The organism is Streptomyces sp. NPDC048416 (assembly GCF_043200435.1).
Lineage (GTDB): Bacteria > Actinomycetota > Actinomycetes > Streptomycetales > Streptomycetaceae > Streptomyces.
Genome location: NZ_JBICXU010000021.1, coordinates 61,622 through 87,937, shown reverse-complemented (window position 1 = coordinate 87,937; position 26,316 = coordinate 61,622). Strand labels below are relative to the sequence as shown.

The 26,316-nt window shown below is 70.5% G+C and carries 21 protein-coding genes and 1 riboswitch; of the genes, 8 read left to right on the top strand and 13 right to left on the bottom strand.

Annotated elements, in window-relative coordinates:
• Position 1: 1 nt before the first annotated feature.
• The 7 genes from mycP to thrC all read right to left on the bottom strand — a co-directional run bounded on the left by mycP (position 2) and on the right by thrC (position 9,251).
• Complete coding sequence (gene mycP, locus ACGFW5_RS24225) at positions 2 to 1,288, bottom strand: type VII secretion-associated serine protease mycosin (RefSeq protein ID WP_393836382.1); 1,287 nt, start codon at positions 1,286 to 1,288, stop codon at positions 2 to 4.
• A gap of 1,543 nt (positions 1,289 to 2,831) precedes the next feature.
• On the bottom strand, positions 2,832 to 3,275 hold the full coding sequence (locus ACGFW5_RS24220; protein WP_393836381.1) for a hypothetical protein: 444 nt from the start codon (positions 3,273 to 3,275) through the stop codon (positions 2,832 to 2,834).
• Between the two features lie 206 nt (positions 3,276 to 3,481).
• Positions 3,482 to 4,228, bottom strand: coding sequence for a DUF4097 domain-containing protein (locus ACGFW5_RS24215; RefSeq protein ID WP_393836380.1), 747 nt, complete (start codon positions 4,226 to 4,228; stop codon positions 3,482 to 3,484).
• Positions 4,229 to 4,466: 238 nt separating this feature from the next.
• On the bottom strand, positions 4,467 to 6,092 hold the full coding sequence (gene groL / locus ACGFW5_RS24210) for a chaperonin GroEL (protein WP_393836379.1): 1,626 nt from the start codon (positions 6,090 to 6,092) through the stop codon (positions 4,467 to 4,469).
• Between the two features lie 633 nt (positions 6,093 to 6,725).
• Entirely contained in the window at positions 6,726 to 6,929 is a 204-nt protein-coding gene (locus ACGFW5_RS24205) for a cold-shock protein (RefSeq protein ID WP_005315736.1), read from the bottom strand.
• A 402-nt stretch (positions 6,930 to 7,331) separates the two neighbouring features.
• Positions 7,332 to 7,607, bottom strand: a complete 276-nt coding sequence (locus ACGFW5_RS24200) for a MoaD/ThiS family protein (RefSeq protein ID WP_393836378.1) — start codon at positions 7,605 to 7,607, stop codon at positions 7,332 to 7,334.
• Positions 7,608 to 7,904: 297 nt separating this feature from the next.
• Entirely contained in the window at positions 7,905 to 9,251 is a 1,347-nt protein-coding gene (thrC, locus tag ACGFW5_RS24195) for a threonine synthase (RefSeq protein ID WP_393836377.1), read from the bottom strand.
• A 16-nt stretch (positions 9,252 to 9,267) separates the two neighbouring features.
• A riboswitch (SAM riboswitch) is annotated at positions 9,268 to 9,430 on the bottom strand.
• A 133-nt stretch (positions 9,431 to 9,563) separates the two neighbouring features.
• On the opposite strand from thrC, the gene ACGFW5_RS24190 reads away from it, so the two are divergent.
• Together ACGFW5_RS24190 and ACGFW5_RS24185 are read left to right on the top strand one after the other, a co-directional pair.
• Entirely contained in the window at positions 9,564 to 10,511 is a 948-nt protein-coding gene (locus tag ACGFW5_RS24190; protein WP_393836376.1) for a glucosyl-3-phosphoglycerate synthase, read from the top strand.
• An 86-nt stretch (positions 10,512 to 10,597) separates the two neighbouring features.
• Positions 10,598 to 12,082, top strand: a complete 1,485-nt coding sequence (locus ACGFW5_RS24185) for a trehalose-6-phosphate synthase (protein ID WP_393836375.1) — start codon at positions 10,598 to 10,600, stop codon at positions 12,080 to 12,082.
• A gap of 161 nt (positions 12,083 to 12,243) precedes the next feature.
• On the opposite strand, the gene otsB is transcribed toward ACGFW5_RS24185, so the two are convergent.
• From otsB to ACGFW5_RS24170, 3 genes are all read right to left on the bottom strand, one after another.
• Positions 12,244 to 13,089, bottom strand: coding sequence for a trehalose-phosphatase (gene otsB, locus ACGFW5_RS24180; RefSeq protein ID WP_393836374.1), 846 nt, complete (start codon positions 13,087 to 13,089; stop codon positions 12,244 to 12,246).
• Between the two features lie 172 nt (positions 13,090 to 13,261).
• A complete protein-coding gene (locus ACGFW5_RS24175; RefSeq protein ID WP_393836373.1) occupies positions 13,262 to 13,510 on the bottom strand; it encodes a DUF3263 domain-containing protein in 249 nt (82 codons plus the stop codon).
• A 642-nt stretch (positions 13,511 to 14,152) separates the two neighbouring features.
• A complete protein-coding gene (locus ACGFW5_RS24170; protein ID WP_393836427.1) occupies positions 14,153 to 15,370 on the bottom strand; it encodes an extracellular solute-binding protein in 1,218 nt (405 codons plus the stop codon).
• Positions 15,371 to 15,652: 282 nt separating this feature from the next.
• Here ACGFW5_RS24170 and ACGFW5_RS24165 point away from each other — a divergent pair, with 282 nt between their 5' ends.
• Genes ACGFW5_RS24165 through ACGFW5_RS24155 form a run of 3 tightly spaced genes read left to right on the top strand, consistent with a single transcriptional unit; the run spans position 15,653 to position 18,819 of the window.
• Positions 15,653 to 16,675, top strand: a complete 1,023-nt coding sequence (locus tag ACGFW5_RS24165) for an ROK family protein (protein ID WP_393836372.1) — start codon at positions 15,653 to 15,655, stop codon at positions 16,673 to 16,675.
• Entirely contained in the window at positions 16,675 to 17,844 is a 1,170-nt protein-coding gene (gene nagA, locus ACGFW5_RS24160) for an N-acetylglucosamine-6-phosphate deacetylase (RefSeq protein WP_393836371.1), read from the top strand. The genes ACGFW5_RS24165 and nagA overlap by 1 nt, the downstream gene beginning before the upstream one ends.
• A gap of 54 nt (positions 17,845 to 17,898) precedes the next feature.
• On the top strand, positions 17,899 to 18,819 hold the full coding sequence (locus tag ACGFW5_RS24155; RefSeq protein ID WP_393836370.1) for a 1-phosphofructokinase family hexose kinase: 921 nt from the start codon (positions 17,899 to 17,901) through the stop codon (positions 18,817 to 18,819).
• A 24-nt stretch (positions 18,820 to 18,843) separates the two neighbouring features.
• Here ACGFW5_RS24155 and ACGFW5_RS24150 read toward each other — a convergent pair whose 3' ends face one another.
• Positions 18,844 to 19,854: a CBM35 domain-containing protein gene (locus tag ACGFW5_RS24150; RefSeq protein WP_393836369.1), complete on the bottom strand. Its 1,011-nt coding sequence runs from the start codon at positions 19,852 to 19,854 to the stop codon at positions 18,844 to 18,846.
• Positions 19,855 to 19,963: 109 nt separating this feature from the next.
• Positions 19,964 to 21,637, bottom strand: coding sequence for a diguanylate cyclase CdgB (gene cdgB, locus ACGFW5_RS24145; RefSeq protein WP_393836368.1), 1,674 nt, complete (start codon positions 21,635 to 21,637; stop codon positions 19,964 to 19,966).
• Between the two features lie 341 nt (positions 21,638 to 21,978).
• Here cdgB and ACGFW5_RS24140 point away from each other — a divergent pair, with 341 nt between their 5' ends.
• Entirely contained in the window at positions 21,979 to 22,545 is a 567-nt protein-coding gene (locus ACGFW5_RS24140; protein WP_393836367.1) for a flavin reductase family protein, read from the top strand.
• Between the two features lie 19 nt (positions 22,546 to 22,564).
• Here the strand turns inward: ACGFW5_RS24140 and arfB are convergent, their stop codons facing one another.
• Positions 22,565 to 22,999, bottom strand: coding sequence for an alternative ribosome rescue aminoacyl-tRNA hydrolase ArfB (gene arfB / locus ACGFW5_RS24135; protein ID WP_393836426.1), 435 nt, complete (start codon positions 22,997 to 22,999; stop codon positions 22,565 to 22,567).
• 305 nt (positions 23,000 to 23,304) lie between these two features.
• Here arfB and ACGFW5_RS24130 point away from each other — a divergent pair, with 305 nt between their 5' ends.
• Positions 23,305 to 23,880 carry a TerD family protein gene (locus ACGFW5_RS24130; RefSeq protein WP_328311415.1) on the top strand — a complete coding sequence of 192 codons (576 nt, stop codon included), beginning with the start codon at positions 23,305 to 23,307 and terminating at the stop codon, positions 23,878 to 23,880.
• Between the two features lie 887 nt (positions 23,881 to 24,767).
• The gene (locus ACGFW5_RS24125) at positions 24,768 to 26,270 is read left to right on the top strand and encodes a M4 family metallopeptidase (RefSeq protein ID WP_393836425.1); all 1,503 of its coding nucleotides are present in this window, start codon (positions 24,768 to 24,770) and stop codon (positions 26,268 to 26,270) included.
• Positions 26,271 to 26,316: the final 46 nt, after the last annotated feature.

The window sequence follows — 26,316 nt, the reverse complement described above, 5'->3', positions numbered from 1 at the left end:
CTCAGTAGCTTCCTGTGCGATCGCGGTTCGGATGCTCGGGCCATCCCTGCCCCGGGCCCCAACTGGGCTGCCGGGCCTGGACCTGGGCCGCGGCCGCCTGCTTACGACGCTTGCGCAGAACCCATAGACCGAGGATCACCACCACAATCCCCAGGGCACCAAGGCCCAGAGCCAGCCAGGTGGTGGTCCGAGTCCCGGATTCAGCGGCCTTGTTCGCCCGGCGGGCGTCCGCCGCGGCCGGGGTGCCGGCCGGGCTCGGTGTCGCGGGGGTGGCCGATTCCCCTGACGACGGGGGGTCAGGCAACGGATAGACGTTTGCCGGGCCCGGATCGCCGGGATTCACCAGGGCGATCCGGGGCCGCACGATCCCGAACCCGATCGAATCGTTCCGCTTGGCCCCGTCCGTGGGGCCACCAATGGTGTTGAGCATGACGCGAAGGACTTGGTTGTTCGTCCAGGTGGGGTGCGCGGACCAGATCAGGGCGGCGGAGGCGGAGGCCAGGGCCGTGGCGTCGCTTGTGCCGTGTGATTCGCACAGGCCGGTCCCGCCTGGGCACGCATGCACGATCCCGTCCCCTGGCGCGGACATGTCCACCTGAGGACCGTATTCGGACTCTGCGGTCTTGCGAAGATCCTTGCCCACCGCCGAGACGCCAACCACACCAGGCGTGGCGCCCGGGTACTCGACCGCGTTGTCCACATTTCCGCTGTTGCCCACCGCAGCAAAGACCAACGAGCCTTTATCCAAGGCGTACTTGACCGCTCCGGTCAGCTGCGGCGAGCCTTCGTCCACCCCCAGAGAGATGTTGATGACTTTCGCCTGCTGGTCGGCTGCGTAGCGGATCGCCTGCGGAGCAATACGGTTGAATTGTTTGTTCCCTTCAGCCTGGTTGGCAGTGTCAATTGCCTTGGGCATGCGGAGTGGAAGGATCTTTGCGCCCGGGGCGAGACCGAAAGATCCGTTTCCGCCATGAGCCGATCCCGTACCAGCGATCAACACCGCCATCCCAGTGCCGTGACCCTCGTAGTCGACGTGGGCGTCTCCCGGCTGTCCTTCTGAGAAATCCTTACCCGGCAGGATTTGCCCTGCCAGATCGGGAATGCTCGGGTCGACGCCTGTGTCAATCACTGCGACGGTGACGCCTTTGCCTGTGCTGGTCTTCCACATCCCCTCGGCCTTCATGGCATCGAGAAACCACTGTTGCTCGCGCGTCGTCTCCGCCCCGGCCGGTGCAGCAGCGGCGCCCACCAGTAACAGGCCACACAACACCGATACCGCAGCGGACATGCCGCGTCGAACACTGCTTGATGGCATGAGCTTCCCTCGCGCCTCTCCTGAACCCATCAGTCGATGACCGGCGGCACAACGCGTGGATCGTCCCGCAGCCACGTCTCATCGTCCTCGACTAGGTAGCCGGGGCCTCCCGTGCCCGTCTCGCGCCGCGAACGTCCCTTTTGGGGGTCTCTGGAGGGTCGCCCACCATGGGCTCCGGCCCCCGCGTTCCCTACGACCGGCCTGCCGCCCGAGACGCCTCCTCGCTCCTCAGCCGCACCGGTCGATACAGAACGGGAAGCGGCAGCTCGCCCAGGCTGCTGTGCATTTCCGCCGCTCACCCCGCTGCGGGGAGTCATCGAGCTGCGCCCAGGCATCGCTCCCGGCCGACCTGCTGCCTGACCCGTAAAGCCAGATCCGGTAGCGGGACGCCCCGCACCGTGGCTGCCGGACTCTTCCGCCCCGACGACGGTTCCCTTTGCCACGCTGCTAACGGGCCGATCCGGCGCTGCTGGAACGAGGCGGCCGCCGACAATCCCGGGACTGCTAGGCATACGGACGGTGCCGCGCCCGGGCACAGCTTGCCCAGCACGCGCCAGGGAGCCCTCCCCGGTGGTAGCCCGCCCTGTGCCGGAGGGGCCTGGAGACACACTTTGCGCTCCGCCGAAGACAGGCAGCGGCATACGCAAAGCTGACGTCTCACCGGCGTGACCCTGGACCGGGCCCGGACCGCTCCCCGTGGGGCTCGGAAGCGGCTCTTTCTGCGGCAACGTGGCCACCGAGTCCACATCAACCTGTGCAGGCGGCTGGGCATTGCCCATTGCGTGATGAACTGGGGCAGCGAGGTCTGAGTGGGGCTGCGGGCTTGGGCCGCTGAAACCGGCAGCGGAAGTTCGGTCTGGGTACTCCGGGGAGATGCGGCTGTAGGAAGAGGCACCCGCAGCCTGGCCGCTGGAGTCCGGCACATACCTAACACCGCCGCGCGCATCGTGTGGCGTCGGCGCAATCGACTGCGGCGGTGGCGGAAACTTAGGCCGCTGCAAGCCATTCATCTGCGTCGCAGACTGCTGGTACGCCTGGCCCAGCTTCCGCATCTGGGCTACGGCCTCCTGCCGGACCTTTTCCTTGTCCGCTTCCAGCGCCGCCAGTTCGGCCGTCGACTTTCTGTTGATCGCTGCCGCGTCCGGGTCATTGTGTGCCGCGTGGGCCGCGTCCAGGTTGGCTTGGGCGCTCGGCTTGTCGCGGGGGATGGCGGCCTGGGCCGAGGCGATCGCGTCGGAGGCGTGGCCCAGCCAGGTCGATGAGCCCTCGCTGAAGTCGCCCAGACGCAGCGTGGCGTTGGCCAGGTCTGCGCTCCAGGTGCGGAACGCGTCCGCGCCCGCGCCCTTCCACTCCACCCACTGGGGGCGGACCTTCAGGTCGTCCGCGATCTTGCGGATCTCCTTGGCCGCGGCCGCCAGCCGGTCGGCGGCGCCCTGTACCGTGCCGCTGTTCGCCTGGTCGAGCCAGGCCAGCATGGCTTCGTGGCTCATGCCCTCGAAGGGCGTGCCGGCGCCCACTAGATCGCCCCTCCGGTGTCGCCGCCCGACGACTTCGGGTCGGCCTTGGGCTTCCCGTGCCCGGGGTCGTAGTCGCCGCCGTAGTGCTTCTTGGTCTCCACGCTGATCTCCGCCATCCGCTTGCGGACGTCCGCGTCGATGTTCTGGTAGCCCTTGTGCGAGGCCAGCACCGCGATGCCCATGCCCTCGATGGAGTCCGACAGCAGCGCCGACAGGTTCTCCAGTTCGCTGATCACCGTCTCGTACGAGGTGAACAGGCCCGACGCCTCGGTGAACGCGCCTGCCCCGCCCCCGAACTGCTCGCGGGCCAGGCGTTCCTGACCCACCTCCCCCGGGCCCGCCGGGGAACCCTTGAGGGTGCGGATCAGTTCGTCCACGCGCTGCTGGAACGTCGTGAATGACGACAGTTCGGTGACGACGTCACCAGCAGCCTTCTGTGCCACCTCGGCAACGTTGAACGCCCAAGGCAGTGACTGCGTTCCCGCTCCGCTCTCGCTCGTTCCCAAAACGCCCTCCCCCGTACAGCCCCGATCTCAACCGCAACTCTAACTACGCGTAGTTGCAGTTCACAGTCGTCCCGTCGCAAAGAGCGACTGAAACAGGCCAACGTGGGCCGCGGGGCATCCGGTGGCTTACCTTCCGCAACGCCCTACTGCGCGGACTGAAGGGTGATGCCGCCGCTGTCCGTCGTCAGGTTCACGTGGTGGGCGGCGGTCGGGTCGTCCGGTATGCCGAGCTTCTTGTTGCCGTTCTGGGTCTGCGCCGAGACGTGGTACTTGGCGGGCGGTGCGGTCACGGTAATGCTGCCGTTGGCGGTCTGGGCGGTGACGTCCTGCGCGGTGCCCGGAGCGAGGGAGATCGAGCCGTTCGACGCCCGCGCTGTGACGCCCGCGCCCTTCAGGCCCTTCGCCTCGATCGAGCCGTTGGTGGTGCGGAGGTCGACCGGGCCCGTCGCGCCGCTCACCACAATCCGGCCGTCCTCGGCGGACACCTTCACCGAGCCGACGGAGGAGAAGTTCAGCCCGCCCGCCGTGGTGGACCCGGTGACCGGGACGCCGGCGGGGACGTCGACCGTGTAGTCCACCGAACACTGGCCCGAGCAGCCGCCGAGCACCAGGACGCCGTTCTCCACGTGGTACGTCGGGCCGTCCGGCTTGGACTTGCCTCGGTAGGTGATCTCGCGGTGCACGACCGGCTTGGTGACGCCCTGCTTGCCCCGCACCCGGAAGCCGTCCGACTTTCCGTCTATGCGCACCGCGGTGATCGTGTCCTTGACAGTGGCGTCGTCCTTGAACGTCTTGTCTTCCAGTGGACCGCAGGCGCCGAGCGCGCCCACCGCGAGCGCGGTGAGGGTCACGGCCGCGAACGTGCGGATCCGCAGCTGGGTGGTGCTCATGAGTGAAGTGCCCCCGAAATCAATCCCGTTGGGCGACCCCCGTGCTCGCCCCCTCCGGTCACCAACGTAACCCTGTGCGAAGACCGCGCACCATGGTGCCAGCACCCGGGCCGACGTTCGGTTTCCCGAACCCCACGGGAGGGGGCGGACGGGAAACGCCTGAGGGCGGCACCCCCTTTGGTGGGGGTGCCGCCCTCGGCGTACAGCTACCTACATGGAGCTACCGATCCGTTCGGGATCAGAAGTCCATGTCACCGCCCGGCATGCCGCCCGGAGCGCCGGCCGCAGAGGCCTTCTCCGGCTTGTCGGCGATGACGGCCTCGGTGGTGAGGAAGAGCGCCGCGATGGAGGCGGCGTTCTGGAGCGCGGAGCGCGTGACCTTCGCCGGGTCGATGATGCCCTCGGCGATCATGTCGACGTACTCACCGGTCGCGGCGTTCAGGCCGTGGCCGACGGGCAGGTTGCGCACCTTCTCGACGATGACGCCACCCTCAAGACCACCGTTGACGGCGATCTGCTTGAGCGGAGCCTCCAGGGCGAGCTTCACGGCCTTGGCGCCGGTCGCCTCGTCACCCTCGAGCTCGAGCTTCTCGAACACCGCGGAGGCCTGGAGCAGGGCCACGCCACCACCGGCGACGATGCCCTCCTCGACGGCCGCCTTCGCGTTGCGAACGGCGTCCTCGATGCGGTGCTTGCGCTCCTTGAGCTCGACCTCGGTCGCGGCACCGGCCTTGATGACCGCAACACCGCCGGCGAGCTTCGCCAGGCGCTCCTGCAGCTTCTCGCGGTCGTAGTCGCTGTCCGAGTTCTCGATCTCGGCGCGGATCTGGTTGACGCGACCCTGGACCTGGTCGCTGTCGCCCGAACCGTCGACGATCGTCGTCTCGTCCTTGGTGATGACGACCTTGCGGGCGCGGCCGAGCAGGTCGAGACCGGCGTTCTCCAGCTTGAGGCCGACCTCCTCGGAGATGACCGTGCCGCCCGTGAGGATGGCGATGTCACCGAGCATGGCCTTGCGGCGGTCGCCGAAGCCCGGAGCCTTGACGGCGACGGACTTGAAGGTGCCACGGATCTTGTTGACGACCAGGGTCGACAGGGCCTCGCCCTCGACGTCCTCGGCGATGATCAGCAGGGGCTTGCCCGACTGCATGACCTTCTCAAGGAGCGGGAGCAGGTCCTTGACGGAGCTGATCTTCGAGTTGACGATCAGGATGTACGGGTCGTCGAGCGACGCCTCCATACGCTCCATGTCGGTGGCGAAGTACGCCGAGATGTAGCCCTTGTCGAAGCGCATGCCCTCGGTGAGCTCAAGCTCAAGCCCGAAGGTCTGCGACTCCTCGACGGTGATGACGCCTTCCTTGCCGACCTTGTCCATCGCCTCGGCGATGAGCTCGCCGATCTGGGTGTCGGCGGCGGAGATGGAGGCCGTCGAAGCGATCTGCTCCTTGGTCTCCACGTCCTTGGCCTGCTCCAGGAGGGCGGCGGAGACGGCCTCGACGGCCTTCTCGATGCCACGCTTCAGGGCCATCGGGTTGGCGCCGGCGGCGACGTTGCGCAGACCCTCGCGCACCAGGGCCTGGGCGAGGACGGTCGCGGTGGTCGTTCCGTCACCGGCGACGTCGTCCGTCTTCTTGGCGACTTCCTTGACCAGCTCGGCGCCGATCTTCTCGTACGGGTCCTCGAGCTCGATCTCCTTGGCGATGGAAACACCATCGTTGGTGATCGTGGGGGCGCCCCACTTCTTCTCGAGGACGACGTTGCGGCCCTTGGGGCCGAGGGTGACCTTGACGGCGTCGGCGAGCTGGTTCATCCCGCGCTCGAGACCGCGCCGTGCCTCCTCGTCGAACGCGATGATCTTGGCCATGTGAAGTGGTCCTCCCGGACAGGGGTGGCGTTCTTCGTGGACCGTGCCGGTGCCCGCGACGGACGGCCTGCAGCCCTTGTGGTTCCTTGCCCCACGCGGTCTGCGGACCTCACTGACTCGATCCAAGTTCTGTCACTCTCACTCGGAGAGTGCTAAGCCCAATGATTAGCACTCGGCCCCTGCGAGTGCAAGCGAGTCTCTTGAACCGGGCCCCTCCACTTACCGGTGTCGCGCGGTCCCTCGGGGTGGGCGTGGGCTCCGCCCCCGCGCCCCCGCGCCCGGCTCCCGTCGGCATCTGCGGACCGTGCTCGCTTTTCGCGCCGTTCCCCGCGCCCCTGGGTCCGTTTCCGGCTGCCGACCGTGCGTGGCTGGTCGCGCAGTTCCCCGCGCCCCCAAAAAACCTTGCGCCGTTCCCCGCGCCCCTGGGTCCGCTTCCGGCTGCCGACCGTGCGTGGCCGGTCGCGCAGTTCCCCGCGCCCCCAAAAGCCTTGCGCCGTTCCCCGCGCCCCTGGGTCCGTTTCCGGCTGCCGACCTGGGGCGAGCGGGGTCTAGGGCGGGGGACGCGTGAAGGGGGCCACCCTTTAGGGCAGCCCCCTTCATGCGTGAGTGCGTCGGTGGCCGATCGCGCCGAGATCAGACGGCGAGCTTGACCATGTCCGCCTGTGGACCCTTCTGGCCCTGCGAGATCTCAAACTCGACTCGCTGACCTTCTTCAAGGGTGCGGTAACCGTCCATCTGGATCGCGCTGTAGTGGACGAAAACATCCGCACCACCGTCGACCGCGATGAAGCCGTACCCCTTCTCCGCGTTGAACCACTTGACGGTGCCCTGAGCCATGCCTAACTCCCCTATTACTGGCCCTTGCACGGGACCACACTTCGCGGACCCGGGTCAGACCTGCACCCTCCGACAGGAGAGGGTGTGCGCCGGAACGCGTCGACCGCGGCTGAATGTATCTGCCCAACTGCCCTCTGCAACAGGTCAATCGGACGAGAATTCCGGGCGCACTCGTGGAACGGAATGCCATCAATTCAACATTCCGGGGCAAGTCGGGCCGGGCAAAGCGCACTTAAGGCGCAAAGGGCTCACAGACTTTGACCCCATGTTGTCGCGTTCTCATATGCGCTTGGCACTCGAAGCGAAGGGGCTTTCCCCAACTGTACCCCGCTCAACCATGTTGAATTGCCCCCTCCGCTTCTTATGTGGAGGGGGCAATTCCGAATTGGCGGAGGCGCTGATTCAGCCGCCGGCGACCGCCGGGATGATCGACACGCCCGCGCCCTCGGGCGTCGCCGTCTCCAGACCCTGCTCGAAGCGGACGTCGTCGTCGTTGACGTACACGTTGACGAAGCGGCGCAGCTTGCCCTGGTCGTCCAGGACGCGTGCGGCGATCCCCGTGTGGTTCTTCTCCAGGTCGGCGATGACCTCGGCGAGGGTCGCGCCGTCGGCCGTGACCTCGGCCTTGCCGCCGGTGTAGGTGCGGAGGATCGTGGGGATGCGGACGTTCACGCTCATGGTTCGGTACTCCTAGTCGATCGTTCAGCAGTGGTCCGGGCGGCGCGCCAGGCGTCGGGGCTCCGGCGCGTCGTCGGCAAGACGGGTCAGCGGCCGGTCGGCGGGCGGTCGGTGGCCGGTCGGCGGTCACCCGCATCGTCACCGACAGCGGCCCGGCAGGCCGGTACCCGCGCCGTCAAGCGGCACGGGCGCAGCGAGCCGGACCCGCGCCGAGCCGGACCCGGGCCGCCCGGCCGCCAGTCGGCAGAGGCTCAGCGGGCCAGGCCCGCCTCAGCCTCGCCGTCGTCCGGCAAGGACTCAGTGGGCCAGGCCCGCGTCGCGGAAGGCGTCCAGGCTCGGGCGGATGGTTGCCGTCGCCTGGGACGTGGCGGCCACCGCGTCCAGGGTTTTCAGTCCGTCACCGGTGTTGAGCACGACCGTGGTGAGCGACGGGTCGAGGAGGCCGGCCTCGATGAGCTTGCGGGTGACGCCGACGGTCACGCCGCCCGCGGTCTCCGCAAAGATGCCCTCGGTGCGGGCGAGCAGCTTGATGGCGTCGACGATCTGCTCGTCGTTGACGTCCTCCACCGCACCGCCGGTTCGGCGCGCGATGTCCAGGACGTACGGGCCGTCCGCCGGGTTGCCGATGGCGAGCGACTTGGCGATGGTGTCCGGCTTCTGCGGGCGTACGACGTCGTGCCCGGCCTTGAAGGCCGTCGACACCGGGGAGCAGCCCTCGGCCTGGGCGCCGAAGATCTTGTACGGCTTGTCCTCGACCAGGCCGAGCTTGATGAGCTCCTGAAGGCCCTTGTCGATCTTGGTGAGTTGCGAGCCCGAGGCGATCGGGATGACCAGCTGGTCGGGCAGCTGCCAGCCGAGCTGCTCGCAGATCTCGTACGCCAGCGTCTTGGAACCCTCGCCGTAGTACGGACGCAGGTTGACGTTGACGAAGCCCCAGCCCTCGCCCAGCGGGTCGCCGATGAGCTCGGAGCAGAAGCGGTTCACGTCGTCGTAGTTGCCCTCGATGCCGACGAGCTCGCCGCCGTACACCGCGGCCATGACGACCTTGCCCTGCTCCAGGTCGTGCGGGATGAACACACAGGAGCGGAAGCCGGCCCGCGCGGCGGCGGCGCCGACCGCGCCGGCGAGGTTTCCGGTGGAGGAGCAGGAGAGCGTGGTGAAGCCGAAGGCGCGGGCGGCCTCAAGGGCCTGGGCGACGACGCGGTCCTTGAAGGAGTGCGTCGGGTTGCCGGAATCGTCCTTGACGAACAGCTTGCCGGGCTCGACGCCCAGTTCGCGCGCCAGGTTCTCGGCCTTGACGAGCTTGGTGAAGCCGGGGTTCAGGTTCGGCTTGTCGGCCACGTCGGCGGGGACGGGCAGCAGCGGCGCGTAACGCCAGATGTTCTCGGGACCGGCCTCGATCTGCTTGCGCAGCGCCTCGGGGTCGCCGAGCGGCAGGTCATAAGCCACTTCGAGCGGTCCGAAACACAGTTCACAGGCGAAGATCGGGCCAAGTTCGAAACGCTGGCCGCACTCGCGGCAGGAAAGCGCGGACGCCGGACCGAGATCGACCGGGGTGCCGGAAGCAGTACCGGAAGAGGTCGTGGAAGGGGTGCCGGAAGTGGTCTCGGCGGTGGTGCGGCTTTCGGCAGTCTGTGCAGACATGGAGGGAGGCCCTTTCTCCTCATCTTCCTCAGGGCGAACTTCGCCATGAGACGGATTTGGCACCTTCCCTAGCCGGTGGCCTCGTGTCTTGATCGACGTGCGTACGTGATCGACGAGAACCGACTGGAGGGTTGCCGGGGCTTCAACGGGCCGTTTCCCTCTGCCCCTCTGGATGAGCGGTATTCGATTGTCGGCGTGGGGACCCCCGGCATGCGACGGTCCCTCGCGTTGTTCAAGACTGTAACCGAAGCCCTGGACGCTTGAGATAGTCGTCCGAACCGCGAGATGGATCACACAAGGAGGCCGACGACCGTGCTGGAAGAGGTGGAACGCTGGCTGAGCAGGCGTTCCTGGTCCGCGGCCGAGCGGCCGCTGGAGCGGATGCTGGCCGCGAAACACCGTACGGGAACGACCGTCAGCGTGGTGCTGCCCGCGCTCGACGAGGAGGCCACGGTCGGCGAGATCGTGGCCACGGTCCGGCGGGAGCTGATGACCGCTTCCGTGCCGCTCGTCGACGAACTGGTGGTCGTCGACTCCGGCTCCACCGACCGTACGGCCGAGGTCGCGGCCGCCGCCGGGGCCCGGGTCGTGCACCGCGACGCGATCCTGCCTGCGCTGCCCGCGCTGCCCGGCAAGGGCGAGGTGCTGTGGCGCTCGCTCCTTGTGACCAGCGGCGACGTGGTGTGTTTTGTCGACGCCGACCTCAAGGACTTCGACGCGACGTTCGTCTCCGGCATCGTGGGGCCGCTCCTGACCGACCCGGACGTGGACTTCGTCAAGGCGATGTACGACCGTCCGCTCGGCACGGCCGCGGGCCAGGGCGGCCGGGTCACCGAGCTGGTGGCGCGCCCGCTGCTCAACCTCCACTGGCCCCAACTGGCCGGAATCGTCCAGCCGTTGGGCGGGGAGTACGCCGCCAGGCGCGCCCTGCTCGAACGGCTTCCCTTCCCCGTCGGATACGGGGTCGAGCTCGCGCTCCTCGTCGACGCGCTGCACACGGTGGGGCTCGACGCGCTGGCCCAGGTCGACGTGGGCGTACGCAAGCACCGCCACCAGGACGGCCAGGCGCTCGGCCGGATGGCCGCCGCGATCTACCGCACCGCCCAGCTGCGGCTGTCCCGCGGCCACCTCGTACGCCCCGAGCTGACCCAGTTCGAACGCGGCGAGCACGGCTTCGTGCCGCGCACGTACGCGGTGGACACCGAGGAGCGGCCCCCGATGCGGGAGATCGAGGAGTACCAGGTGCACCGGGCGGCGTAACCGGTCCAGAGGGGTGGCTCGATCCCGTCCATGGGGTCGGGCGTACGGGTGTTTGAGGTATTGCGGGGCGGGCTAGGTTCCGCATCATGGTCACCGCGCACACATCCCCCCGGGCTCAGGTCCTCGTCGCGTCCAACCGCGGCCCCGTCTCGTACGTCCTCAACGAGGACGGCTCGCTCGAATCCAGGCGGGGCGGCGGCGGCCTCGTCTCCGGGCTCAGCGCGATCGGCTCCGACGTGGACTCGGTGTGGGTGTGCGCGGCGCTCGGCGAGGGCGACCGCGAGGCGGTGCGGCGGGGCGTGGGCGAGCAGGGCGTCCGGATGCTGGACATCGAGGCGGACGTATTCGCCGACGCGTACAACGGCATCGCGAACTCGGTGCTGTGGTTCGTCCAGCACATGCTGTACCAGACGCCGCTCGAACCGGTCTTCGACGCGGAGTTCCGGCGGCAGTGGGCGTCCTACGAGGCGTACAACCGGGCCTTCGCCGAGGCGCTGGCGGCGGAGGCGGCGGACGGGGCGCGCGTCCTGGTGCAGGACTACCACCTGGCGCTGGTCCCCGGCATGCTCCGTGAGCTCCGCCCCGACCTGCGCATCGGGCACTTCTCGCACACGCCGTGGGCGCCTGCGGACTACTTCCGGATGCTCCCGGACGACATCGCGCGCCAGTTGCTGCGCGGGATGCTCGGGGCGGACCGGCTCGGGTTCCTCACCTGGCGGTGGGCATCGGCGTTCGCGGACGCGGTGGTGCTCATACTGGAGGGCGAGGCGGACCTGATCACCCCGCACGGCGACGGCCGGCGCCGTTTCCGGCACGGGACGAGCGGCGGGCCCACCCGGACGACGGACATCGCGGTGCACCCGCTGGGCGCGGACGGCGACTTCCTGCGGGAGCGCGCGCACCAGGGCGACGTCGAGGAGCGGATGGTCGCGCTGCGCGAGCAGATCGGGGCGGGCCGCAAGGCGATCGTGCGGGTCGACCGCACCGAGCTGTCCAAGAACATCGTGCGCGGCCTGCACGCCTACCGGCACCTGCTGGACACGCGCCCCGAGTGGCGCGAGCGGGTCGTGCACGTCGCCTTCGCCTACCCCTCGCGGCAGGACCTGGCGGTGTACCGGGACTACACGGCTCAGGTCGCCCGGGTCGCCGAGGACATCAACGCGGCGTACGGGACGGAGAGTTGGACTCCGGTCGTGCTGCACGTCCAGGACGACTTCGCCCGCTCCCTCGCGGCGTACCGGCTCGCGGACGTCGCCCTGGTCAACCCCGTACGGGACGGCATGAACCTCGTCGCCAAGGAGGTGCCGGTGGTGTCGGACGCGGGGTGCGTGCTGGTGCTGTCGCGCGAGGCGGGGGCGTACGAGGAGCTGGGCGGGGACGCGCTGGTCGTGAACCCGTACGACGTCACGGGTACGGCGGACGCGCTGCACGCGGGGCTCTCCATGGCCGAGGACGAGCGGGCGGAACGCACGAAGCGGCTGGCCGCGGCGGGTACGGCGCTGCCGCCGCGACGGTGGTTCCTCGATCAGTTGGAGGCGCTGGAGCGGCTGGAGACGCCGGACACCCTCTAGTCCCTGCGGGGCGGGGCGGGGCGGGGCTGGGCTGGGCTGGGCTGTGGCTTTGGCCGGACGCCCGGGTCTGGCCCTGCCGGGGCTTGGGCCGGGTGCTGGGGCCAGGCCCTGCGGGGCCCGGGGGCGGGGTCGCGCCTCCGGGGCCGCCGGCCGCCGGGTTGTTACATGCGTGCTGCCAAGTCCCTCAGGAACGCGGTCACCGACGCCGGGCCGTCCAGCACCAGGTCGGCCCTTTCGGCCAGTTCGGGCATGACGGTGTCCGCGGCCACCAGGAGGCCCGGCACGCCGTCGGAGCGCAGTTTTTCGACGGCGGCGAACGCGGGCAGGTCGCCCAGGTCGTCACCCGCGTACAGAACGGCCTCGGCGCCCACCTCGCGTACGTACGCCGCCAGCGCCACGCCCTTGTCCATGCCGGGCGGCCTCAACTCCAGGACCATACGGCCGGGTTCGAGGACGAGGCCGTGGCGGGTCGCCAGGTCGGCGAGCGGTGCGCGCAGTGCCTCGTACGCCGCCTCTGGGTCGCTGGCCCGACGGGTGTGGACCGCAACGGCTTGGCCCTTCTCCTCGATCCAGGTGCCGCGCCAGGCGCCGTGCGTGTCGAGGACACCGGGGAGTTCCGCGCGGGCCGCGGCTACGCCCGGGTGGGGGTCGGGGGTGCGGACGGTGCCGGTGACCGCGTCCCAGCGTTCGGCGCCGTAATGGCCAAGGACCACCAGGTGTTCCAGGCCGGGCACGCCCGCGAAGCCGCCGTAGCGGACCGCGACGCCGGCCGGGCGGCCGGTGACGACGGCGACGGACGCCACGTGCGGGGCGAGCGCGGCGAGCGCGGGCACGGCGTCGGGGTGGGCTCTAGCCTGTTCGGGGTCGGCGACGATCTGGGCGAGCGTGCCGTCGAAATCCAGCGCGACGACGGCTCGCTCGGGGCGCGCGACGATCGCGGCGAGGCCGTCGCGGCCGGCCTGGGTGACGGGGGTCGGCAGGGGTTCCGGTTCCGGTTGGCTTCCCATGCGGTTGAGCCTATCGGGGTGGGTGGGGGGCGTGCCGGTCAGCGTCGGCCTTGCCGGGCTTCCGGCGCCGGGGGCGTGCCGGTCAGCGGCGGGGGCGCTGTGCCTCGCGGAGGCGGGGGCGTGCCGGTCAGCGGCGGGCGCGCTGTGCCTCGCGGAGGCGGGGGCGTGCCGGTCAGCGGCGGGCGCGCTGTGCCTCGCGGAGGCGGCGCAGGCGGTTGACCGTCACGGGGTCGTGGGCGAGGGCCCGGGCGTCGTCCAGCAGGGTGTTGAGCAGCTGGTAGTAGCGCGTGGGGGACATTCCCAGCTCCTCCCGGATGACGCGTTCCTTGGCGCCGGGGGTGGGCCAGGAGCGACCCTCCGTCCGCAGGACGGCTTGCGCGCGGTCGTCCAGGCCGTTGTCGTCGCCGCCGTCGTCTGTCATGCGGCCACGGTAGCTTCCCCACCTGGACCCTCCGGGGGTGGGATGGGCTTTGACCTCGGCCGGGGTGGGACTGGGTCCGGGTGGGACTGGGTTCCGTTCGGCTGCGGGGCCGTGCGGGGTTGCTCGCGCAGTTCCCCGCGCCCCTCAAACCCTGCGTTCGGCTGCGGGGCCGTGCGTGGCCGGGCGCGCAGTTCCCCGCGCCCCTGGCGGTACTGGCGTCGGCCGGGGCCGCAACGAACACGGCCCTCACTCGTCGGCCGCCATCGCGTTCCGCTGCGGATCATGCGTGGCCGGGCGCGCAGTTCCCCGCGCCCCTGGCGGCACTGGCGTCGGCCGGGGCCGCAACGAGCACGGCCCTCACCCGTCGCTCGCCATCGCGTTCCGCTGCGGATCGTGCGTGGCCGGGCGCGCAGTTCCCCGCGCCCCTGGCGGTACTGGCGTCGGCCGGAATGGCATTTTCAGCCCGCCATCATGGCCCCCTGAAGCGTGAACGAACTCCGGGGCGCAGCCCCGAGGCGGGGGCCCGGGGGCGCAGTCCCCGCACGCGGGCCGGGGCGCAGCCCCGAGGGGGTTGGGGCCGGGCCGGGGCGCAGGCCCGGGGAGTTGGGGCTGGGCCAGGGTCGTTCGGTTCCGCCGTCGGAACTACTCCGCGTTGTCCGCGTCCGTCGCCACCTTCGCGATGTCCTGGAGGACCGCCCTCGGCGAGCCCCCGGGTGCCACCGCCGAGCCGATCTTCTTCTTCACCGTCTCGCTCACCTTCGGCCACGACGTCTTGCCCACCGGGGGCAGCTCGGACGTGGGCAGCGCGGCCAGGAACGGCTTGAGGTCCTGGTGCTTGGAGTCGGCCGCCATCGCCGAGGACGCCGACACCGTGGACGGCAGCAGGTCGTACTGGTCGGCGAACTGGAGCACGTTCTGGTCGGAGAACGTGAAGTCGAGGAACTTCCCGATCTGCGCCCGGTGCCCGCCCTGCTTGAAGCCCATGATCCAGTCGGCGACACCCATCGTCGCCTTGGCCTGGCCGTTCTGGCCGGGCAGCGGGACCTTGCCGACCTTGATGCCCTTCTTCTCGGCCGCCTCCATCAAGGACGGGTGGCCGTTGAGCATGCCGACCTCGCCCTTCGCGAACGCGTCGAACGCGTCCTGCCGGTTGAGCTTGCCGGGCGCGACGGGGCCGGTCAGCTCGGGCTCGACGAGGTTCGCCTTCAGCCACTCGAAGGTCTGGATGTTCTCGGGCGAGTCGATGTCGTAGCCATCGACCGTGTTGGTGTAGCCGCCGTTGCCGCTGAGCATCCACATCATGGTCTCGGCCTGCGCCTCCTCGCTGCCGAGCGGCAGCGCGAAGGGGGTCTTCACGCCCTTCGACTTGAGCGCCTTGGCGTCGGACGCGAGCTCGGCCCATGTGGTGGGCGGCTTGATGTGCGCCTGGTCGAACAGCGTCTGGTTGTAGAAGAGCAGGCGCGTGGAGGCCACGAACGGCATGCCGTACTGGACGCGCCGGACGTTGCCCGCGTCGGCGAGCGGTGCGAGGAAGTTGGCCTCGACGGGGATGGAGAGCAGCTGGTCGGCGCTGTAGAGCTTGCCGGTCGCCGCGTAGTCGGAGTACGCGCCGATCTGGGCGATGTCGGGGGCATGGCCCGCCTTGACCATGTCGGCGACCTTGGCGTCGACGACGTCCCAGGAGAAGATCTGGACGTCGACCTTGATGCCCGGGTTCTTCTTCTCGAAGGCCCCGACGACGTTGTGCCAGTACGTCTTCGTGGTGTTGCCGCCGGCTATGTCGTAGTCGGCGGCCACCAGCTTGAGGGTGACGTCACCGGAACCGCTCCCGCCGCCGCATTCCGAGAGCACTGCCGTCATGCCGAATGCGGCCAGTGCCGCGGTCAAGCCGAAGAAGCGCCTGCGCACGCGCTATCCCACCCTCGTTGTGATCCTCGCGGATCCAGTCGGTCCCCCGCGACATCCTGTGTTCGAGCTGCGATGTTCCCTCAATCGGGGGTTTGAGGTCTACATCGGTCGCATATCGCTTCCGCAACAGCCGGTGCAAGGGTACATTGGGAAACTTTCGACCGAGAAAGCGCTTTCTCTTTCCCCCGGCGAGTGGACTAGACCTTTAGTGGGTGTTGGCGCGAGACTGTCCCCGTGAGACACGTCATCGCCCTGGATGTGGGCGGCACCGGGATGAAAGCCGCCCTCGTCGGGGCGCAGGCCGCGCTGTCCGGGGACAGGCCCCCCGGGCCCCCCGCGCTCCTCCACCAGGCGCGCAGGTCGACCGGCAGGGAGCGCGGCCCCGATGCCGTCGTCGAGTCGATCCTCGACTTCGCCGCGGAGCTGCGGGCGTACGGCGAGAAGCACCTGGGCGAGAGCGCCGTCGCGGCCGGCGTCGCCGTGCCCGGCATCGTCGACGCCGAGAACGGCATCGCCTCGTACTCCGCCAACCTGGGCTGGCGCGACGTACCCATGCGCCGGCTGCTCAGCGAGCGGCTGCGCGGCGTGCCGGTCGCGCTCGGCCACGATGTGCGCACCGGCGGGCTCGCCGAGGGCCGCATCGGGGCGGGCAACGGCGCCGACCGCTTCCTCTTCGTGCCGCTCGGCACCGGCATCGCGGGCGCCATCGGCATCGACGGCCGCGTCGAGCCGGGCGCGCACGGCTTCGCCGGGGAGATCGGCCACATCGTGGTACGCCCCGGCGGTGTCGCCTGCCCGTGCGGCCAGCGGGGCTGCCTCGAACGGCTCGCCTCCGCGTCGGCGGTCTCGCTGGCCTGGGCCGAGGCGAGCGGCGACCCGGCCGCGGACGCCGCCGACTGCGCCAAGGCCGTCGAATCCGGCGACCCCCGGGCGCTCGCCGTCTGGCACGACGCGATCGACGCGCTCGCCGACGGCCTGGTCACCGCGCTCACCCTGCTCGACCCCCGGGTGCTGATCATCGGTGGCGGACTCGCCGAAGCCGGGGAAACCTTGTTCGTACCGCTCAGGGCGGCCGTCGAGGAGCGCGTGACGTTCCAGAAGCTGCCCGAGATCGTCCCGGCGGCCCTCGGTGACACCGCGGGGTGCCTGGGCGCGGGCCTGCTCGCCTGGGACCTCGTCGCCGCCGCTCAGGACCCCACCACCCGTCCCGCCGTGGGCCGCGGATCCGCCACCGACTCCAGTGAGGTAACCGCCTGATGGCCGCATCGAAAGTTCTCTCGGGCGCCCGTGTCGTCCTGCCGACCGGGGTCGTCGAGAACGGACGCGTGATCGTCGACGGCACCGCCATCTCCGGGTCCGCCCCGGCCGATGCGCCCTCCCTGGACCTGTCGGGCCACTGGGTGGTGCCCGGCTTCGTCGACATGCACAACCACGGCGGCGGCGGCGCGTCCTTCAGCAACGGCACGGTCGAGGACGTACTCAAGGGTGTGCACACCCACCGGCTGCACGGCACCACCACTCTGGTCGCCTCGACCGTCACCGGCGAGATGGACGTGCTCGCGCAGCGCGCCGGGCTGCTGTCCGAGCTCGTCGAGCAGGGCGACCTGGCCGGCATCCACTTCGAGGGCCCCTTCATCTCGCCCTGCCGCAAGGGCGCGCACAGCGAGAGCCTGCTGCGCCACCCGGACCCGGCCGAGGTCCGCAAGCTGATGGACGCCGCGCGCGGCACCGCCAAAATGGTCACCCTGGCCACCGAGCTGCCCGGCGGTCTCGACTCCGTACGGCTGCTCGCCGAGCACGGCGTCGTCGCGGCCATCGGCCACACCGACGCCTCGTACGAGCAGACGGTGGCGGCGATCGACGCCGGCGCCACCGTCGCGACCCACCTCTTCAACGCGATGCCCCCGCTCGGCCACCGCGAGCCGGGCCCGATCGCGGCCCTCCTTGAGGACGACCGGGTCACCGTCGAGCTGATCAACGACGGTACGCATCTGCACCCCGCCGCCCTCGAACTCGCCTTCCGGCACAAGGGCGCGGACCGGGTCGCGTTCATCACCGACGCCATGGACGCGGCCGGATTCGGCGACGGTCTCTACCACCTGGGGCCGCTGGCGGTCGAGGTCAAGGAGGGCGTGGCGCGGCTGGTGGAGGGCGGCTCCATCGCGGGGTCCACCCTCACCCTGGACCGCGCGTTCCGGCGGTCGGTGACCGTCGACCGGCTGTCCGTCGAGGACACCGTGCGGGCGCTCTGCGCCAACCCGGCCCGGCTGCTCGGCCTCGACGACAAGGTCGGCTCGCTCGAACCCGGCAAGGACGCCGACCTGGTGGTCCTGGACGCCGACTTCGCCGTCAAGGGCGTGCTGCGCAAGGGCAGTTGGGTGGTCGAGCCGCAGCTCGGCCCGGCCGGGGGCGCGGGCCGTCCGTAAGGGCGGCGGGCCCGGGGGCTGGGCGCGCCGCCCTGCGTTTGGCATGATCACCCCGTGATTCTGACCGTCACGCTGAACACCGCACTCGACATCACCCACCGCGTCCCCGCCCTCGTACCGCACGCGAGTCATCGCGCCGACGAGGTCATCGAGCGTCCCGGCGGCAAGGGCCTGAACGTGGCCCGGGTGCTGGCCGCGCTGGGCCACCGGGCGGTGGTGACCGGGTTCGTCGGCGGCCCGAGCGGCGAGGTGCTGCGCGCGCTGCTCGCCAAGGACGCGCCCGTCGACGAGCTCGTCCCCATCGGGGGCGCCACCCGTCGCACGCTGGCCGTGGTGGACGCGGCCACCGGCGACACGACCCAGTTCAACGAGCCGGGCCCGCTCGTATCGCCCGCCGAGTGGGACGCCTTCCTCGCCACGTACGCACGGCTGCTGGAGGGCGCCGACGCGGTGGCCCTGTGCGGCAGCCTGCCGCCGGGCATCCCCGTCGGTGCGTACGCCCAGCTGGTGCGCCAGGCCCGTACCGCGAAGGTGCCGGTGCTCCTGGACACCAGCGGCGAGGCGCTGCGGCGCGGCATCGCGGCCCGGCCCGATCTGGTCAAGCCCAACGCGGACGAGCTGGCCCAGCTGACGGGTTCGCGCGAGCCGCTGCGGGCGGCGCGGGACGCGCGCAGGCGCGGGGCCCGCACGGTGGTCGCCTCGCTCGGCGCCGAGGGCCTGCTCGCCGCGTCCCCCGACGGCCTGTGGCGGGCAGCCCCGCCGGCCGCGGTCCGCGGCAATCCGACGGGCGCGGGCGATTCGGCGGTGGCCGGTCTGCTGTCGGGCCTGGTCGACGGCCTGGACTGGCCGGGCCGCCTGACCCGCGCGGTGGCCCTGTCCGCGGCGACCGTACTGGCGCCCGCGGCGGGCGAGTTCGACGCGGCGGCGTACGAGAAAATGCTCGGCTCGGTGCGGGTGACGGAGCACGCGCACTGAACCGAGCAGGTTCCGCGGGGTGGTTCAGGAGGAGGCGGGCGTCAGCCAGAACTGGTCGATGTTGGCGTTGCACTGGTTGCCCTGCTCGCAGGACAGCTTGATCTCGTTGACGCCCTTGTCCAGCTGCACCAGGGCGTAGGTGCTCTGCCAGCCCTTGGCCCAGTCACCGGCCGGCGAGTGCGCGAAGTTCCTCATGTTCATCGGGCGCGACTCGGGCTTGCCGTTGAGCGTTATCGTCGCGTTCGCGTCGGCGCCCGGCACGCCGTAGCGCAGGTTCAGCTTGTACGAGCCGGCCTTCGGGACGGTGGGCTTCCAGGTCACCGAGGCGCCCACGTTGTTGAAGTTGCCGACGAACGCGCCGCCGGTGCCCTGCGCGCCCGTCACATTGGTGCCGACCTGCGCGGAGCCGCCGAGCGTCAGCGTGGCCGCGTCGCCCTTGGGGAGCGCCGCGGGGGCGGAGTCCGATGGCGTCGGGCCGGTGCTCGGCTTCGAGGGCTGCCCGGACGTGGAGCTGCCGGGCTTGGCCGTGTCGTCCTTCTTGTCCTTGCTGCCACTGTTGCTGGCCAGTGCCACGCCGATGCCGATGCAGACCGCCGCGACCACGGCGACCGCGCCGATCAGCAGGCCCTTGGTGTTGGGGCCTCGGCCGCCGCCGCCGGTCTGCTGCGGGGGCGGGCCCTGGCGGGGCGGGCCGCCGGGGTAGGTCTCGGGCGCCGCGTACTGCGCCGCCGGCTGACCGTACGGCTGGGGCGCGGGGCCCTGGGGCTGCTGGCCAGGCCCTTGGTACTGCTGCTGCGGGGGGCCTTGGTGCTGCTGCTGCGGGATCTGTCCGTACTGGCGCTCACCGACCGTGCGCACCTGGTTGTACGACGTCCTGGGGACTCCGGGCTGCTGCCCCACCGTCGGACCCGGGTAGCCGTAGCCGCCGCCGGTGCGGGGCGGGGTGGCGCCTGCGGCCTGCCCGTCCTCGTACAGGTAGCCGAACGGATCGTCGTCCTCGGGGGTGTTCGCGCCGCTGTTGCCGGGCGTCGTCATCCGGGGTCACTCCTCACTGTCCGCCAGCCGTCGCCGACCGGCCGAGCCTACCCCGAACGGACCGCTGCCCGATCTGGCCCCGGCCACACGTGAAAAGTGCCGGTTCCGTTCAGCCCGCCCGGCGGTGGACCTTGGAACGCGACCGCTTCTCGATGTACATCCGCTGGTCGGCCGAGCGCAGGACCTCTTCGACGGACATGCCGCAGCTGGCCCAGCCGATGCCGAAACTGGCCCCGACGCGGACGGCTCTGCCGTCCACCCGGATGGGCGGGATGATCGCGTTGCGCAGCCGAACCGCCAGGTCGGCGGCGTCGGCCGCGCCGAGCCCGTCGGCGAGGACGACGAATTCGTCACCGCCGAGCCGGGCCACGGTGTCGCCGTCGCGCACGCCCGTGGTGAGCCGGCGTGCGACCTCGATGAGGACCGCGTCGCCGGTGTGGTGGCCGAACCTGTCGTTGATCGACTTGAAGCCGTCGAGGTCGCAGAAGAGCACCGCGAGCCCCTTCGTACCGTCGTCGATCTCACTGCCGGGGGCCACGGTGTGGACGTGGTGGTCGTAGGGTCCGCCGCCGGGCAGCGCGTCGAAGTCGAAGCCGTCGGCGCGGAAGGCGTGCCCGTGCGCCTCGCTCTCACCGGTGGCGGGCAGCCGGTCGTACGCCGCGTCCAGGGCGTCGGCGGTGGCCGCGGGGCCGACCGAGTGCGGCCGTGGACACAGCCGCGCCGACAGCCTGGCCCGCAGTTCGGCGCTGTTGGGCAGGCCGGTGAGGGCGTCGTGCGAGGCGCGGTGGGCGAGCTGGAGCTCGTGGCGCTTGCGGTCCTCGATGTCCTCGACGTGCGTGAGCAGGAAGCGGGGCCCGTCGGCGGTGTCGGCGACCACGGAGTTGCGCAGCGACACCCACACGTACGTGCCGTCGCGCCGCCCGAGCCGCAGTTCGGCCCGGCCGCCCTCGGCCGAGGTGCGCAGGAGCGTCCCTATGTCCTCGGGGTGCACGAGGTCGGCGAAGGAGTAGCGCCGCATCACGGACGCGGGCCGCCCGAGCAGCCGGCACAGCGCGTCGTTGGTACGCAGGAGGCGGCCGTGCTGGTCGCCGCCCATCTCGGCGATGGCCATGCCCGACGGCGCGTACTCGAAGGCCTGCCGGAAGCTCTCCTCACTGGCGCGCAGGGCCTGCTGCTCGCGCTCAAGGCGGACCAGGGCGCGCTGCATGTTTGCGCGCAGCCGTGCGTTGCTGATCGCAATCGCGGCCTGCGACGCATACATCTGGAGCGCTTCACGCCCCCAGGCGCCGGGCTTGCGGCCGTTGCGGGGCTTGTCGACGGAGATGACGCCGAGAAGTTCCTGGGTGCCGCCGGAGGAGTACATCGGGGCGTACAGGCGGTCCTGCGGATGCCACTCGTCCGCGAACCGCGGGTCGGGGCCCTCCGTGTACCACTGGGGGACGTCGTCCTCCAGGAGCACCCAGCCCTCGGTGTGCGGGATGAAGCGCAGCCCGTCCCAGTCCTCGCCCATCGACAGGCGCCGCTCCCACGACGTGCGCGAGCCGACCCGGCCGGTGATCAGGGCTTCGGCGGCGGCGTTGCCCGCGAAGGCCGCGACGACCAGGTCACCGTCGGGGCGTACGAGATTGACGCAGGCCAGCTCGTAGCCGAGCCCGGCGATGACACCGTCCGCGACGGTCTGCAACGTGTCCGCAAGACTGCGGGCCGTGTTGAGCTCTCCGACCACCTGGTGCAGCTGCCTCAGGGTCGCAAGACGGACGTAGGGCTCCGACTCGGTCTCCATTGCTCGCTCTCCCCGAGACCTCGACAGCAACTCCTGGCTTTAGACCGGCATTCCTTTTCGTGCTGTCCCGCCACTGAATCACAGCGAGCTGTCTAGCCGGTACACAGGGTCAACAAATAGTGCGTTCTGTGACTCAAGTCACAGCAGATGATGGAGGGTTGGCCGTTCTTTCCGTCTTTGCCCCCTGTGTTTCCTGAACGCAAACTGAGAACGGACTGGGAGCCGGCTGGGAACGGGCCCCCTCCGGCCGGGCGCGAGGTGGCGTCCGCCGCGAGACCTAGGTCCCGCCTGGTCCCAGGGCCCGATGCGGTGCGCGGTGGCAGGAGACTAGCGTTCCGTTTGTGTTGCAGACACCCCTTACCGCCGCCCTTTCCGCGCTTGCCCCGGCGATCCCTCATCCTGAGGGGGTGAGCAATGACGAGTTCCGCGCCGCGATGTCCCGGCTGGCCGCGGGCGTGGTCCTGGTGACCGCGCACGACACCGACCACGGACCCCGCGGCGAAGACGTCGGCATGACCGCGACGGCCTTCCTCTCGGTGTCCCTCGACCCACCGCTCGTCCTGGTCTCGCTGCGCAACGGCTCACGGATGGACGACCTCCTGGCGGAGCAGCCCCTGTGGGCGGTCTCGGTGCTGTCCGAGAGCCAGCGGCACATCGCGGGCCGGTTCGCCATGAAGGGCCGGATCAGCGACCGCCTGCTGTTCGACGACATCCCGTACAGCAGGGGCGAGGCGAGCGGCGCCCCGCTGGTGGGCGGCGCGCTCGCGACCCTGGAGTGCCGCACCGAGCAGCGCGTCGAGGCGGGCGACCACACACTGGCGATCGGCCGCGTCCTGACGGCCCGTCTGCCCAGCACCGAGGGCGGCCCGCTGACGTACTTCCGGGGCAAATACCGCCAACTGGGGTGATACCGGCCGGTTATTGCGGCTACCAGTCCTGGCCGGAGCGGCCCTTCTTCGTCTGGGCGCGCTGCTTCTTCTCCCGCAGGCGGCGCTCATTGATGCCGCGGGGGATCTTCGTGGCACGGCGCGCCCTGGGCGGCGGGGCGGTCGCCTCGGCGAGCAGGGACGCGAGCCGGACCGCGGCGGTCTCGCGGTTGCGCCACTGCGAACGGTGCTCCGAGGCGCGTACGGAAAGGACGCCGCCCACGAGCCGGCTCGCGAGCCGGTCGAGCGCGCGGGCCTTCCAGACCTCGGGCAGCGCCTCGGTCCTCGCGAGGTCGAAGCGGAGCTCCACCTGTGAGTCGCTGGTGTTGACGTGCTGGCCACCGGGCCCTGACGACCTGGAGAAACGCCAGATCAGCTCGGCCTCCGGGAGGGAGACGGAGCCGCGGATGACATAGGGCCCGGACATGACATCCATGGTGACGGCTGCGGAGCACGGCGTCACCCTCTTTTCCCCTCCGCAGGCCCGGGCTCCCGCCGTATCCGGCCCGGGCTCCGTCCCGCGTCCGACCCGGAACCGTCCGGCGTCCGCCCCGGGATCACGCTGCGTCCGGCCCTCGGGCCCCCGGCATCCGGCCCGGTATCCCGCCGCATCCGGCCCGGGCAAAGAAAGCAAAGCGGGATGGAACCTCTCGGTCCCCTGCCGACGTTATGGGGAGTGACGGTAGCTTCGGGACGGCTCGAAGCCCGCACACACGACGAACACGATGAAGGGGACACCCCATGGCTGTAAGCCTGTCCAAGGGCGGCAACGTCTCGCTCACCAAGGAGGCCCCGGGCCTGACCGCCGTCACGGTCGGCCTCGGCTGGGACGTCCGCACCACCACCGGAACCGACTTCGACCTCGACGCCTCGGCGATCGCCGTGAACACGACGGGCAAGGTCTACTCCGACGGCCACTTCGTCTTCTTCAACAACAAGTCGACGCCGGACCAGACCATCGTCCACACCGGTGACAACACCACCGGCCAGGGCGAGGGCGACGACGAGGCGATCAACGTCAACCTCGCCGGCCTTCCGGCCGACGTCGACAAGATCGTCTTCCCGGTCTCCATCTACGACGCCGAGACCCGCTCGCAGAACTTCGGCCAGGTGCGCAACGCCTACATCCGCATCGTCAACCAGGCCGGCGGCGCCGAGATCGCCCGCTACGACCTGAGCGAGGACGCCGCGACCGAGACCGCGATGGTCTTCGGCGAGCTGTACCGCAACGGCGCGGAGTGGAAGTTCCGCGCCGTGGGCCAGGGGTACGCGTCGGGCCTCGTCGGCATCGCGCAGGACTTCGGCGTCAGCGTCTGACGCCCCCGATGTGAGCTGCCCCCGGCGTCCGCGCCGGGGGCACCTTCATGCCCGACCGGTGTCCGCGCCAGGGGGCCTTCCCGTATGCCCGGTGTCCACGCCGGGGGCCTTGCCGTGTGCCCGGTGTCCGCGCCGGGGGCACCTGTCACGTGTGCCCGGTGTCCGCGCCGGGGGCGCCTTCACATGCGCCCGGTGTACGCGCTGGGGGGGCCTTCACGGGCGTCCGGCATCCGCGCCGGGGGGCCTTCACGTGTGCCCGGTGTCCGCGCCGGGGGCGCCTTCACATGCGCCCGGCATCCGCGCCAGGGCCACCTTCACGGGCGTCCGGCATCCGCGCCAGGGGGCCTCCACGTGTGTCCGCCGTCCGCGCAGGGGGGCCTTCACGTGTGCCCGCCGTCCGCGCAGGGGCACATCACATGCGTCCGGCATCCGCGCCCAGGGGCGCCTTCACGTGTGCCCGGGGCCGGCGCCGTGCGGCACCTTCACATGTGCCCGGCATCCGCGCCAGGGCCACCCTCACAGTGCCCGGCGCCCGCGCCAAGGGCCACCCTCACACATGCCCGGCGCTCGCGCCGTGCGGCGCCTTCACGGGCGTCCGGCGTTCATGTCCGGTTGGGCGCATGTGCACATCCGGTGCACGTGTGCCTATGGAACCACCACACACTTCTGCCATCCTGTCTCCCAACTCCCTTGCCAAAGGCTTGAATTAGCCGCTGAGCGGACACCGGCGACCCCCATTCGGACACGATCAGGTCAAATACTTGTCGCGTCACTGTCAAGAAGTGGTCATCGGCTGGCAGTCTCCAACTCGCCCCCACAGAACGAGTGAAGGAGACCACCGAGTGCGAACCACTCTGCGTGCCGCCGCTCTTGCTGCATCCGCCGCCATGGTCGTCGTCGGCGTACAGACCGGCTCGACCGCCGGTGCCGCCGACCGCGCCTCCGGTGCCACCGCCCTGGACCTCACCAGCGCCCAGCGCGCCGACGCCCTGAGCTCCGCCCAGGCCGCGGCGCCCTCCGCCGCCCGCCAGATCGGGCTCGGCGCCAAGGAACAGCTCGTCGTCCGCGACGTGATCAAGGACGCCGACGGCACGGTCCACACCCGCTACGAGCGCACCTACGACGGCATGCCCGTCCTCGGCGGCGACCTCGTCGTGCACACCGCGAAGAACGGCTCCCTCAAGGGCGTCGACAAGGCGACCGACGCGAAGATAGCCGTCGCCACCACCGCCTCACTCAAGGCCGCCCCCACCGGCTCCCGCAAGGTCGTCTGGGCCGCTTCGGGCAAGCCCGTGCTCGCCTACGAGCGCACCGTCACCGGCACCCAGCCCGACGGCACGCCCAGCCGCCGTGACGTCGTCACCGACGCCACCACCGGCGCCCAGATCTACTCGCACGAGGAGATCGAGACGGGCACCGGCACCAGCGAGTACTCCGGCAAGGTCACGCTCGGCACCACCAAGAGCGGCTCGACCTACAGCCTCAACGACGCCTCGCGCGGCGGTCACAAGACGTACGACCTGAAGGGCGGCAGCTCCGGCACGGGCACGCTCTTCACCAAGTCCACCGACACGTGGGGCAACGGCTCGCCGTCCAACCGCGAGACCGCCGCCGTCGACGCCCACTACGGCGCCGCGGAGACGTGGGACTTCTACAAGACCGAGCTCGGCCGCAACGGCATCGCCGGCAACGGCAAGGCCGCCTACTCCCGCGTCCACTACGGCAACGCGTACGTCAACGCGTTCTGGGACGACAGTTGCTTCTGCATGACGTACGGCGACGGCGAGGGCAACAAGAAGCCGCTCACCGCGCTCGACGTGGCCGGCCACGAGATGAGCCACGGCCTGACCGCCGCGACCGCCAAGCTGAACTACAGCGGGGAGTCCGGCGGCCTCAACGAGGCGACCAGCGACATGTTCGGCACCTCGGTCGAGTTCTACGCCAACAACGCCTCCGACAAGGGCGACTACCTCATCGGCGAGAAGATCGACATCAACGGTGATGGCACCCCGCTGCGCTACATGGACAAGCCCAGCAAGGACGGCGGGTCGGCGGACTACTGGTCGAGCGGCGTCGGCAACAAGGACGTGCACTACTCGTCCGGCCCCGCCAACCACTTCTTCTACCTGCTGTCCGAGGGCAGCGGCGCGAAGACGATCAACGGGGTGAGCTACAACTCGCCGACGTACGACGGCTCCAAGGTCACCGGAATCGGCCGCGTCAAGGCCTACAAGATCTGGTACAAGGCGCTCTCGACGTACATGACCTCGACCACCAACTACAAGGGCGCGCGCACCACGACCCTGAAGGCGGCGGCCGACCTGTACGGCGCGACCAGCACCGAGTACAAGACGGTGGCGGCCGCCTGGACCGCCATCAACGTGAAGTGACGGCCTAGCCGCACGAGCTCAACCCACCTGGTCCCACGGCCCTACG